The 11,765-nt window shown below is 64.7% G+C and carries 15 protein-coding genes and 1 tRNA gene; 7 read left to right on the forward strand and 9 right to left on the reverse strand.

The features are described 5' to 3' along the window. The first annotated feature begins 20 nt into the window (after nt 1-20). The 3 genes from KTC28_RS17780 to KTC28_RS17790 are packed head-to-tail and all read left to right on the forward strand — an operon-like array spanning nt 21 to nt 2,544. The gene (locus tag KTC28_RS17780) at nt 21-587 is read left to right on the forward strand and encodes a carboxymuconolactone decarboxylase family protein (RefSeq protein ID WP_216709155.1); all 567 of its coding nucleotides are present in this window, start codon (nt 21-23) and stop codon (nt 585-587) included. Further along, the gene (locus KTC28_RS17785; RefSeq protein WP_216709154.1) at nt 580-1,743 is read left to right on the forward strand and encodes a DUF3734 domain-containing protein; all 1,164 of its coding nucleotides are present in this window, start codon (nt 580-582) and stop codon (nt 1,741-1,743) included. Before KTC28_RS17780 ends, KTC28_RS17785 begins: the two co-directional genes overlap by 8 nt. Before the next feature lie 18 nt (nt 1,744-1,761). Next, nucleotides 1,762-2,544 carry a 3-hydroxybutyrate dehydrogenase gene (locus KTC28_RS17790; RefSeq protein ID WP_216709153.1) on the forward strand — a complete coding sequence of 261 codons (783 nt, stop codon included), beginning with the start codon at nt 1,762-1,764 and terminating at the stop codon, nt 2,542-2,544. Nucleotides 2,545-2,602: 58 nt separating this feature from the next. Here KTC28_RS17790 and KTC28_RS17795 read toward each other — a convergent pair whose 3' ends face one another. The 9 genes from KTC28_RS17795 to KTC28_RS17835 all read right to left on the reverse strand — a co-directional run bounded on the left by KTC28_RS17795 (nt 2,603) and on the right by KTC28_RS17835 (nt 9,300). After that, nucleotides 2,603-2,995 carry a hypothetical protein gene (locus tag KTC28_RS17795; protein ID WP_216709152.1) on the reverse strand — a complete coding sequence of 131 codons (393 nt, stop codon included), beginning with the start codon at nt 2,993-2,995 and terminating at the stop codon, nt 2,603-2,605. Nucleotides 2,996-3,119: 124 nt separating this feature from the next. Further along, nucleotides 3,120-4,202 carry an acyltransferase family protein gene (locus KTC28_RS17800; protein ID WP_216709151.1) on the reverse strand — a complete coding sequence of 361 codons (1,083 nt, stop codon included), beginning with the start codon at nt 4,200-4,202 and terminating at the stop codon, nt 3,120-3,122. Between the two features lie 107 nt (nt 4,203-4,309). Next, nucleotides 4,310-4,386, reverse strand: a tRNA-Arg gene (locus KTC28_RS17805). 375 nt (nt 4,387-4,761) lie between these two features. Further along, nucleotides 4,762-5,631, reverse strand: a complete 870-nt coding sequence (locus KTC28_RS17810; protein WP_216709150.1) for a hypothetical protein — start codon at nt 5,629-5,631, stop codon at nt 4,762-4,764. Between the two features lie 35 nt (nt 5,632-5,666). Further along, the gene (locus KTC28_RS17815) at nt 5,667-5,864 is read right to left on the reverse strand and encodes a hypothetical protein (RefSeq protein WP_216709149.1); all 198 of its coding nucleotides are present in this window, start codon (nt 5,862-5,864) and stop codon (nt 5,667-5,669) included. Beyond that, complete coding sequence (locus KTC28_RS17820) at nt 5,861-7,381, reverse strand: PAS domain S-box protein (protein ID WP_216709148.1); 1,521 nt, start codon at nt 7,379-7,381, stop codon at nt 5,861-5,863. Before KTC28_RS17820 ends, KTC28_RS17815 begins: the two co-directional genes overlap by 4 nt. A 7-nt stretch (nt 7,382-7,388) precedes the next feature. Then, on the reverse strand, nt 7,389-7,754 hold the full coding sequence (locus tag KTC28_RS17825) for a CsbD family protein (protein WP_216709147.1): 366 nt from the start codon (nt 7,752-7,754) through the stop codon (nt 7,389-7,391). A gap of 42 nt (nt 7,755-7,796) precedes the next feature. Continuing rightward, complete coding sequence (locus KTC28_RS17830) at nt 7,797-8,114, reverse strand: hypothetical protein (protein WP_226896228.1); 318 nt, start codon at nt 8,112-8,114, stop codon at nt 7,797-7,799. 184 nt (nt 8,115-8,298) lie between these two features. Beyond that, on the reverse strand, nt 8,299-9,300 hold the full coding sequence (locus KTC28_RS17835; protein ID WP_216709145.1) for a S41 family peptidase: 1,002 nt from the start codon (nt 9,298-9,300) through the stop codon (nt 8,299-8,301). A gap of 168 nt (nt 9,301-9,468) precedes the next feature. Between KTC28_RS17835 and KTC28_RS17840 the strand changes: the two genes are divergently transcribed. The 4 genes from KTC28_RS17840 (at nt 9,469) to KTC28_RS17855 (ending at nt 11,737) form a co-directional block, all read left to right on the forward strand. Further along, on the forward strand, nt 9,469-9,858 hold the full coding sequence (locus tag KTC28_RS17840; protein WP_216709144.1) for a hypothetical protein: 390 nt from the start codon (nt 9,469-9,471) through the stop codon (nt 9,856-9,858). Further along, entirely contained in the window at nt 9,855-10,430 is a 576-nt protein-coding gene (locus KTC28_RS17845; protein ID WP_216709143.1) for a TetR/AcrR family transcriptional regulator, read from the forward strand. The genes KTC28_RS17840 and KTC28_RS17845 overlap by 4 nt, the downstream gene beginning before the upstream one ends. 65 nt (nt 10,431-10,495) lie before the next feature. Then, nucleotides 10,496-11,341: an SDR family oxidoreductase gene (locus KTC28_RS17850; RefSeq protein ID WP_216709142.1), complete on the forward strand. Its 846-nt coding sequence runs from the start codon at nt 10,496-10,498 to the stop codon at nt 11,339-11,341. A 132-nt stretch (nt 11,342-11,473) separates the two neighbouring features. After that, nucleotides 11,474-11,737, forward strand: a complete 264-nt coding sequence (locus KTC28_RS17855) for a UrcA family protein (protein ID WP_216709141.1) — start codon at nt 11,474-11,476, stop codon at nt 11,735-11,737. The last annotated feature ends 28 nt before the right edge of the window (nt 11,738-11,765 follow it).

An 11,765-nucleotide genomic window follows, 5' to 3' on the forward strand; every position in this document is an offset into this window, starting at 1 on the left:
CATAATTCTAGGAGTCGCCGATGCGCTTGCCCTTGATCGCCCCCGCCGACCTGTCGCCCGAGCAGAAGCCGCTCTACGACGACATGCGCAAAGGTATCGCCAGCAACTTCAATGCGTTCAAGGTCGAACGTGAAGACGGCGCGCTGATGGGTCCATGGAACCCGTGGCTCCACGAACCCGTGATCGGCAAGGCGATCTGGGACCTGACGCTGGCGATGACCGCGCAGGCGGTGCTTCCCGACAACGTCCGCCAGATCGTCATCCTCGTCGTCGGCGCGCGATTCGACGCGGCGTACGAGCTCTACGCGCACATTGCGGTCGCCGAACGTGACGGCATGGCTGCCGAACGCCTTGCGACGATCACCGCCGACCTCAAGCCGACCGACCTGTCGCCCGAGGAGAGCATCGCCTTCGACCTCGCCTTCACGCTCGTTCGCGGCGGCACCCTGCCCGAGCCGATCTATGCGCTCGCGCTCAAGACCTTCGGCCAGCACGCGTTGAACGAGATGATCTATCTCGTCGGCCTCTACAGCCTCGTCTCGACGACGCTCAACGGCTTCAACGTCCCCGTCCCCGAGCGTGAATAGCCCCGTCGCGTCGCGCGACACAGCACGTCCCAACGGCACGCCATTCGAGAGCGTCGCACTTCTCCTCCAGGGCGGCGGCGCGCTCGGTGCATATCAGGCCGGGGTATATGAGGCGCTCGTCGGCCACGGTATCCGCCCGACTTGGATCGCGGGCATCTCGATCGGCGCGATCAACTCGGCGATCATCGCCGGGAACGACGCCGCCGAGGGCATCGCCAAATTGCGTGGCTTTTGGGAATTCGTCAGCGATGCCGGGGACGGCGGCATGAGCCACTTCTGGTCGGGCCTGATGTCGGGCGATGTCGCGCGCGGGTTGGTCAACCAGATTGCGGCTGGCCAGATCATGACCAATGGCGTGCCGGGGTTCTTCAAGCCGCGCTTCCCGCCGCCATACCTCTCCCCGAACGGATCGCTCGCCGCGACGAGCTGGTACGACACCGCCGCTCTGCGATCGACGCTCGAGCGCTTCGTCGATTTCGACCGGATCAATGCGAAGGAAACGCGCTTCTCGGTCGGCGCGGTCAACGTCCGCACCGGCAACTTCGCCTATTTCGACAACGCGACCGATACGATCTGTCCCGAACACATCATGGCATCGGGAGCGCTGCCGCCCGCCTTTCCGGCGATCGAGATCGACGGCGAGTTCTACTGGGACGGCGGCATGGTCTCGAACACCCCGCTCGACTGGGTGCTGTCGTCGCGCTCCGACCTCGACACGCTCGTCCTCCAAGTCGACCTGTGGAGCGCGCGCGGCGACCTGCCGCGCGATCTCAGTGAAGTCGCGGTGCGCATGAAGGAAGTCCAGTTCTCGAGCCGCACCCGGGCCGCCACCGACTCGTTTCGCGCGGCGCAGAAACTCCGTGCGGTGTTCAACGAGCTACTCGCCAAGCTGCCGCCCGAACTCGCCGAAAGTGCCGAGGCGAAGATCCTGACCGGGGCGTCGGACCCCGCGGTGTTCAACATCGTTCAGCTGATCTACCGCTCGCCGACCTACGAGGGCCAGTCGAAGGACTATGAGTTCTCGCGGCGGACGATGGAGGAGCATTGGGCGGCGGGGCTGCGCGACGCCACGCACACCCTCGCCCACCCCGAGGTTCTGACCCCGCCGACCGACGCGCACGGCGTCGACGTCTATGATTTCACGAGCCACGATTGAAGAATAGGGAGTAAGCCCATGATGCTCACCGACAAGGTCGCCGTCATCACCGGAGCCGCCAGCGGCATCGGCAAGGACATCGCCAAGGTCTATCTCGCCGCCGGCGCCAAGGTCGCGATCGCCGACCTCAACATCGACGCCGCCAACGCCACAGCGCTCGAATTCGACCCGAGCGGCGAGCGCGCGATGGGTGTCGCGATGGACGTCACGCACGAAGACCAGGTCGACGCCGGGATCGAAGCGGTCGTCGCCAAATTCGGCGGGATCGACATCTTGGTGTCGAACGCCGGGATCCAGATCGTCGCGCCGGTCGTCGACTACAGCTTCGCCAACTGGAAGAAGATGCTCGCGATCCACCTCGACGGCGCGTTCCTGACGACCAAGGCGTGCCTCAAGCACATGTACGCGCAGGGGCGCGGCGGCAGCGTCATCTACATGGGCTCGGTCCACAGCAAGGAAGCGTCGAAGCTCAAGTCGGCTTACGTCACCGCGAAGCACGGGCTGGTCGGCCTCGCCAAGGTCGTCGCCAAGGAAGGCGCCGAGCACCACGTCCGCGCCAACGTCATCTGCCCCGGCTTCGTCCGCACCCCGCTTGTCGAGAAGCAGATTCCCGAGCAGGCCAAGGAACTCGGGATTTCCGAGGACGACGTCGTCAAGAAGGTCATGCTCGCCGAAACCGTCGACGGCGAGTTCACCACCGTCGACGATGTCGCCCAGGTCGCGCTGTTCCTCGCCGGCTTCCCGTCGAACGCGCTGACCGGGCAGAGCATCGTCGTCAGCCACGGCTGGTTCATGCAATAGGCATGATGCGCGGCACCGGCCGATCCGGTGCCGCGCATGTCGTCAGGCTTGAACGCGATCAGGCTGGGTGATGCTTCTTCGCCTCGCCGCGTGCTTTATCCGCCGCAAGACGTTGCGACCGCTCCGCCGGGGTCTCGGTTGCAGACCGCTTTGCGAGCGCGCGCGTCTCATCGGCCGCAAGACGCTGTCTGTCCCCGGCCGCATCGGCCGCCGTCGGCTTTTCGGCACGCTCGGCGGCCAGCCCTCGCGCCCTGTCGGCGGCGAGGCGGCTCGACCGCTGTGCGGGGGTTTCGTTGGCGTGTGCGGTCGAGTGTGCGCGATCGTTCGCGAGCCGCTGGCCGCGTTCAGTCGGCGTCTCGCCCGAATGCGGCAACGGTGCCACCGGTGGCGCCGTCTGCGCGGTCGCCGCCACGGCGATGAAAGCGGTCATCAGGATAATTGGAAGTTTCATCGACTAAGGCTCCAGGCTGATTGCGACATCCGCGATGCCGACCCCGCTTGTACCCGTTCCCGAATTAACCACGAAGAACGAGTTGTTAAGCGCGGGTTTCGCGAAGATTATTTGGTCTTTGCCGCTACGGACGACCGAGCGGCGTAGCTCCCGATCCGCTGCGTGCACCGCCGCGCGGCCACCATCGTCCGGTGGCCCGCGTAAGCGGCTTTTCGACAAGGAAGTGGAACGCCACACCGGCCAGCACCGTCAGGGCGACGACCAGCACAAACGCCAGTGCGACGGGCAGCGCACGCACCGCGGCGATCGCGTGTGTCTTCGCGACAAATCCCAGAACCGGAAAATGAGTGAGATAGATCGAGTAGGACGCGGCCCCGAGGGTCAGCAGCACCGGCGACACTTTGATCGGCCGCCTGCCCTCCTGGGCCACGAGTGCGCCGATAATGATGGCGCTCGCCGCGCCGAACAGCAGGTGCCGGGCGGCGTATGAAAAGACGGGCGCGAAGACGTTTTCCATTCCCAGCGCCAAAAATCCGGCCGTGCCGACCCACGCGAGCACGACCGGCAACGTCCGCGGATGGTGCTTGGACAACCACCACGTGCCGACCCCGAACAGGAACAGCAGGTTGATCGAGTCCCCGAGATACGGCAGCAGGAATGGATAGCCGAGCGCCGACGCGAGGATACCGGCAACCCACGCACCGGCGACCACGATGCCGGCGCGCGGTGAGGCGATCGCGATCCCGAACGCGATATAGAAGGCGATTTCGTGGAACAGCGTCCATGCGACGGCAAGGACCGTCGGGGAATCGACCGGGCCGACGAGCACAAAGGCGCTGATGACCATCTGCGGTGTCAGGTGGACACTCGAGTTCAGTCCGAACGGTAACAGGCTGAGCGCAATGACCCCGATCAGGATGAACCAATAGACCGGGTAGATCCGAAGCAGGCGGCTGCGCACGAAGTTCGACAGGCGGGCTGGCGCACCGATGTCCGCGGCATGGACGTGCGCAATGATGAAGCCGCTGAGAACAAAAAAGAAATCGACCCCCGCGTGGCCGAAGTTGAAAAATCCGCCGAGGATAGTGGTGTCCCAATAATCACTTTTGGCGAAGACCTTGGCACTAGCGTGGAACAGGACGACCAACAAAGCAGCGACGCCCCGGCCGGCTTGGATCGATCCGAAGGACTGTCGCTCGATCGCCACGATATCTTACCCCCGCTGTTGCCATGCCCTGCCCTCGACGGACCATTTCAAATAATTTCGTAGTCCGGATCTATTACACCTGAACAGCTCGTTTCGACTGACACCACTGGTGCGCCCGGCTGGGTTCGAACCAGCGACCTCAGGATTAGAAGTCCCGTGCTCTATCCAGCTGAGCTACGGGCGCATGACGGTGAAAGGCGTTTTTAAAGCGTCGAAATCCGATCCAACTCGATACAATATTCTGCGACGGTAAGGATGGCACCCCCGACGCTTTACTTTACACTAACGCTCGCCGCCAATGCGACGACGTCCTTACGATGTCCGCTGTGCAATCACAAAATCTGACCGTCCGCTCGACCCGTCCGGCTGAGGCGGCCCTTGAGGCGACGCCATCGTTGCCGCCTATCCGGCGGTCGACTGCGCCTTGTTCATAAATCGAAGACGGCGTCCGCGGGGATGCCCGCGGACGCCGCTTGCCCGCGATCCGCGGACTGCTGCCGTTATATTCCCCCGCATGAGCCGGTGCGGCGGGTCAGATACGCCGACCCGCCGCAACCATTCAGCGCAGTGCGCGACGCGTCGCCGCGACTGCCCCGAAACCAGACGCCGCGGCACCGATCAGGAGCGCGAGCACGAGGACGAACGAGGTTCCCGCTGCAGCACCGGCGGCCGTATCGGTCGCCGACTTCACCGTCGAAATCGTCTCGTTCTTCGTCTGCACGAACTGCTGCTTGGCGCGTGTCACCTGCGCCTGAGCCTCGGCGTGGCTGATCTTGCGCTGTGCAGCGACGATATCGACGATCCGGCTTTCGGCCTGCGCACCGGTGCTGCCGCCACGGGCGAGATCGGGGAGCTGTCGCGCGATTTCCTTCTGTGCCTGCTCGGACGTCATCTGGGCAGGGTCGCTCGGCGCGGGGGAAAGATACGCCGCGGCCTCGTTGCGGACATCGCCTTCATCGATGCCGGCGAGCGAAGCGGCCTTGGGCGCTGCCGCGCTGACCGTCGTGCCGGCTGCGCTGGCCAATGCACTCACCGTGCGGAACCCGCCGCCGATGATCCCGCCGACGGCCGAGGTCAGCAGGTATAGCGTCATGATGAGCGTGACGCCCCAGACGACAAGGCCGTGGACGAGCGCATCGAATCGCTCGTGGACGCCGGCGACCCGCGCGGCAGCATAGCCGCCAGCGCCGAGCGCCACGATCGTCGTGACAAGCCAGTAGATGCCCGCGCCGATGCCGAACCCGGCTGCGCCCGGCGTCGTGCCGTTGACTGGATCGACCATGGTCAGGCCGATGCCCGCACCAAGGATGCCAAGGACGAGCTGAACCGCGACGGCAATGACAACGCCGGCGAAGATCGCCCCCCATGACAGCCGGGTTGGGGTCTTGCCGTAAGCCTCATCGAGGCCGGTATGTGCGTGGGTCGTCATGGGTGCTCCTGTTAAAATCGAATATGTCGCCGCAGTCAGGACCGCGGGGATGTCTTGCGGCCGGACGCATCAGCGGCGCCGGCTTTCTTCTCCGCAGTGCCGCGCTCACGCACCGCGTCGTCGCCGATCAGTTTGCCGATCGCTTCGGTCACCGAGCCCGCGGCCGCACGTTTTACGGCGGCCTTCGCCTTGGCATCGGTTGGCGCGGCGGGGTCTTTTGCTCGAGCGGTCATACTGCCGTCTCCTGCTGGCTATTCTCGTGCCGGACGCCCTCACCGTCGAAACCGCGCGCACGTGCCCAGGCAACCGCGGCGATGCGCCGGTTGACGCCGATCTTGGCGTAGATCCGCGCGACGTGGTTGCGGACCGTGTTGCTCGCGACATCGAGCGTCCGCGCGATCGTCTTGTCGTCACAGCCCCGGCAAATCAGCGCCAGCACGTCGCGTTCGCGCCCGCTCAGATCATCGAGACCAGGACCGGCGACATCCGGCTGAGGCGCGCGAAGCCGCGCGAGCTTGTCCATGATCGAGCGGCTGAACCAGCTTGTGTCTTTCATCACCGCTTCGATCGCCTCGACCAATTCGAGTTCGGTCGCCTTGCGCCGGGTGATGTCCTGGAACGCCCATAGGACGCACGCATCGTCGCCAAGCCGGATCGCCTCGGTCGACACGATGCAGTCGATCGTCGCGCCATCACGCGCATGAATGCGGGCCTCGTGGCCGCGCAGATCGTGACCGGCCTCGATCGCCTCCTCGATCTCGTGCTGACTCTCTCTGCTGTCCCACAGCTCGACCTGTCCCAACGGACGGCCGATAATCTCGGTCGGACTATAGCCGGTCATCTGGGTGAAACTGGCGTTGACCTCGCACAGCAGGTGCCCGTCGCGTGCCCCGATCGCCATGGGAATCGGCGCCATCTGAAACGTGCGGGTGAAACGCTGCTCGCTGTGACGCAACGCGTCTTCCGCCTTCCGGCGTGGTTCGAGATCGGCGAAAGTGAACAGCATGCACGGCTGATCGCCCATGTCGATCGGCTGCCCGGCAACGAGGACAAGCTTGACGCCGCCGCCGGGCAGTTCGAGCTCGGCTTCCATCTGTGGGATCGTCCTGCCTTCGGACAGACGCTCCTTGGCGAGGTCGCGCCGGTCCGCTTCGCGCAGGACGTCGATGTCATACACGGTCTTGCACAGCACCTGATCGCGCTGGTGCCCGGTCATCTCGAGAAAGCCGACATTGACCTTCACGAAGCGCAAGTCGTTGAGGCGGCAGATCACCGCCGGCGCCGGGTTGGCATTGAAAGACTGCTCGAAACGATCCTCGGCCGCGTAGCGTGCGGATACGTCCTGGATGATCAGAACGAGGCACGCCGGCTCGGCCTCGTCGGCATCGTTGAGCACGAGACTGCGGACCTGATGGACCCAGCGCGGGCTGTCGTCGCCGGCAACGGTGACCTCGACGACGACCTCGGAGAAGGAATCACCGGCAACGACACGCTCGATCGGATAGTCGTCGGCTTCGACCCGGTGGTTGTTGCGGTAACGCAGCTGAAAGCGGCTGCGATACTCGTCGACGGTCGCGCCGAGATCGGCGATATCTTCGACGCCGTGCATGGCCAAGGCGGCGTCGTTCGCCCAAAGCAGGCTCTGGTCGGGATCGATGAGGACCACGCCCTCGTCAAGACCGACGATGATCTGCCGCAAATGACGCAGACCCGCCGTCTCGCGCAGGGATTTGAACGACGCCTCGGCCATGACGCGCTTAGTCGCGACGTCCGTGGATCATCCGGGCCAGACCGTAGCCGACGGCTGCCGAGACGAGCGCGAGCAACACGGGCTGCTCCTGCACGGTCTGCGCGGCGACCCTCGCGCCGTTCTGTGCGGACTCGGCGAGACGTTCGCCAGCCGCCTTCAGGCGGTCGCGCGCCTCTGCCGCCAGTTCCGGGGCGTTATCGATCACGTTTTCGACGATCGACTTGGCGCGGCCATAGCTGTGCTGGACGCCGCCCGCGACCTGATCGACAACGCCGTCGACCTTCCAGTCACGGCTATCGACAACATCGCCGATGGCCTTTTCGACCTTGCCGCCGACATAACGCGCGCCGCCGTGGAATTCATCGTCGTTCATAATCGTTTCCTTAGAGAAATGAGCGGAAGCTACGGTTGTTAATCATGGAAGGATGCCGCAGACGGCCGCGGCTTTGCCGACGGCAACTGCGATAGCGGGATCCTTGAGCTCACTGGCGACGCGCAGGAGATCGCCAACGGTGAGCACACCGGGGGTGTCGTCCTTGCGATAGGCGGCCGCAGCACGTCCGAGCTGCTGGAGCTGGCCGAGCGAAAGATCATGCTGCAGTCGCGTTCCGACACAATCCGCGCGCGGCGTGTCCAGCCCATAGCGCTGAAGACCCGTCGAGATCCGTGTGGCGGGCGTTGCACACGCGGCCAGCGCAAGCGCGCCCAGTAAAGATAAAGCCATAACTTTCATGTGCATCGCTCCCAGCCGGACACGCTGAGGCGCGGCCGATCGAGCGCATCAACCAACTGCGGGGAGGCGCGTTGCTGGTATTTTTGCGAGATTGGCTAGTCTGGAACTACCATTTTGCTCGATCGTGCGCCTACCTAGGGGCCTATGCGAGCATTGTCCCAAGGCTGGGCACTTGCGACTTTCATCAGCGCGCGCGTTCGGGCAATGCCGCCGATACCCGCTGCAGGGCCTCCGGCAGGCGGCCGGCCACGTCGGCGGAACGACGCCGTGCGCTGTCGGACGGCCTCAGCCCGATCAGGAGATTCGGCACGATCCCGCGAACTTCGTTGGTGCCGTCTGCCCGCAGATAAACGCAGTCGGGGATCGCCAGCGTCGCGCCGGAATGGCGAAGCTTGATCGGTTCGCCGCCGTCGGTGTGCCCGCATCCCGCGCCGGCCGATACGGTTCCGATGATCAAAGCGGCGTGGCTGTCCTGAAGCACGGCGGCGAATTCTTCGGCAGACGATACGGTATCACCGTCGATGAGGACGATCAGGGGACCGCGCCATACACCTTCCTCGTACGGGTATTTCATGGGGATAAAGACATCTTCCGCCCACGGCTTGTCCTTCAGCGCTTTCGGATCCGCCGCGGCAAGCGGACCTGAGACGAAGAAGCCCGCTCCGAGCCACGTGCAGTTTGGCTTGTGGCCGAGTAACAGCGGCTCCGATTTGCAGGGCGTCGCCGCGACCATCGCCTTGGCATACGCCTGATCCGCGAAACTCCTCAGCATCGTCCGGTCCGAACCGGTAGCGCCCTCCGCGTCGCGCCGGAGCATTGCTTCGAGAGCGAGAAGATTCTTCGTCCACTGTGCGCCGCGAACGAACGCCATCCGTTCCGACACCAAACGCTTCGATGTCAGCATGCGCGCCGCGGCATCCGCCCACTCGTTGCCGCCGCCGTTCCCCGCGATATCGACGAGCAGCGCGGTGGCACCCGCAGCCTTGACCGCCATGATCTGCGCGGCAAACGCCTCGGTGTAGCGCGCATTGGCCAGTCGATCGATGCGGTCCTGGCAACCATCGTCGCACGGACTGCCGGGGGCCAGATGGAGCGCGGCGACTGCCTGCCGGCAAAATTCCGGCTGAGCACCGGCACCGATCAGCCCGATCGAAATCACGCCGACCGTGCGCCCGTCGACGGTCAACGTCCCCGCAGGGAAAATAGCCGACTGCGGTGTCTTCACAGCTTTGTACCCGGGGGCGTTGACCATCAGCGGCGATGCCGCCTGCGAGGCGTTGAAATTCCGGCAGGGATCTGCGGCACCCGATCGCTCGGCAGCTGACGTTGCCGCCACGGGCCAGTCGAAGTGAACATGCCCGTCACCAAGCCGCCGCGTCAAACGATCGAAGGCCGCCCGGGCGTCGGCATCGCTTCCCGCCCGATCGATCCGAGCCCGGGTCTTGTCGAGCAGATCGGAAAGATGATTGGCATTGTCGAACTGCGCCCATTCGAGATTGGCGTATCGGGTCGCAAACGCCTGCCGGACCTGCGCAAGATCCTCGAGCCACGCGCTTTTGTCGAATGCCTCGGCGGCGGCCGGCGCGGATGCACTTATGACCATGACGATGCCGCAGATGAACATCATGCAGAAACGGAACATGGCCTTGGTCACTCACAGTTCGCCACAATGGGTCGGCAGGTAGAGACCAACGTCCCGTCGACGTCGCGCCTTGCAGCGTTTCGGTCTATAGCGACCGTATGAGCAAGATTGCACGCAACGACAACGAGGATGCCGTCGATCGCCGCAGCCGTATCCTCGACGGCGCGCGCGCAGCCTTCATGCGCTACGGCTTCGAGCGGTCGAGCATGGCCGATATCGCTGCCGGAGCGGGCGTCTCGCGGACGGCACTCTATCACTATTTCCCGGGTAAGGAGGACGTCCTCCAGGCGGTCGTCGACGAGCTCCACGCGCGGCACCTGAATGCCGCGACCGAAGCGCTCGAACGCAGCGAGACGCTCGCTTCGGCGCTCGCCGCGCTTATCGACGCGAAGTTCGGACGTACGCTCGATCTGGTGACCGCAAGCCCCCACGGCGTCGAACTGGTCGACGCCGGCCATCGCCTCACCGGGCCGACGATCCGCGACGCCGACGGGTCGTTTCATGCGCTCATCGTCAAGGCGCTCGAGCATCATGGCCGAACGGAAGACGCGAATGCGGTGGCGGATACGCTGATCGCCGCAGCCAGGGGCCTGATGCGATCGGGCGATAGCTATGTCTCGAAAGAGAAGTTCGACGACCGCGTTCACCGCATAATAGCATGGACGTGCAAATGACGGATTGACACTTAGAGCTCATAACGTCAAAACGTCTCTCGTCAGTTGGACGAGGGTCAAGCAACATGTCGAACGTTCTCATCACCGGCGCGAACAGCGGCTTCGGCTTGTTGACAGCGCGCAAATTCGCCGAGGCCGGTCACACGGTTCATGCTGGCTATCGCGCGGAAAGCCGTGCCGGCGATCTTCGGGCACTGGCGCGCGACCTGCCCCTCGTCCGCCCCGTCCAGCTCGACGTGACCGACCAGAGCCTGATCAACACCGCAATCGCCGAGGCATGCGCAACCGGCCCGATCGACGTTCTCGTCAACAACGCGGGCTTCGAAGTATCCTGCCCGGTCGACGCGCTCTCCGACGATGTGTTGCAGCGGCAGTTCGATACCAATGTCTTCGGCGTTGTCCGCATGATCCGTGCCGTCGCGCCCGAAATGCGCGAACGCAAACAGGGCGCGATCATCAACCTCTCGTCGATCGTCGGCTGGCTCACCGTGCCCTATGGCGCGGCCTACGCCGCAACCAAGCACGCGGTCGAGTCGCTGTCCGAAGGATTATGGTACGAGCTCGCTCCGTTCGGCATCCGCATCGCGGTGGTGGAGCCCGGCGTCTTCCCGACACCCTTCCACAGCAATGTCGTGACGGCTCCCGAGTTCGACGAGAACTCGCCGCACTGGGCCAATGCCGAGCGGTATCGCGGCGCCATGCGGCCAACGACGGACGGGGTAAAATCTGATCCGCAGGAGGTCGCCGACCTCGTGTTCGAGGCGGCAACGACCGCCACGCCAAAGTTCCGCTACGCCGCCGGAGCCGACGCCCGCGCCTTCATCCCCGCCTATAAGAGCATGGAGTTCGAGGCCTTCAGCCAAGCGTTGCTGACCCGCGGGGGTCTAGCGGACTGGGCCGCCCCGGCCTGAAGCCGGGGAATCGAATAGCTTCATAAAAATAGCGTCTGCACGCGCGGAAGCAACGACTGCCCGCGCCACAAAGGGAACACCGCCATGTTTCGGAACCTAATAATCGCGGCACTCGCCGCGAACTGCCTCGTCATGCCCGCAGCCGCGCAGGCACCGCCGGCCAGCATCGCCCTCAAGCTCGCGGACCTCGACCTGAGCCGCGCCCGCGATGTCCGGCGGCTCGATCTCAGGATCGCAAGAGCCGCCGCCGACGTCTGCCGTCCGGAATCGACGCTCGATCTGACCGGCACGATCGCCGGGGTCCGGTGTCGGCGGGACACGGTCTCGGCAACCAAAATGCAGCGCGATCGCGCCGTTGCCAAGTTCGCAAAACAACCGGAATTTAGTTCGCGCTGATCGCGAGCGGTACGAGCCGCGTGCACGT

Source organism: Polymorphobacter megasporae, assembly GCF_018982885.2.
Lineage (GTDB): Bacteria > Pseudomonadota > Alphaproteobacteria > Sphingomonadales > Sphingomonadaceae > Polymorphobacter_B > Polymorphobacter_B megasporae.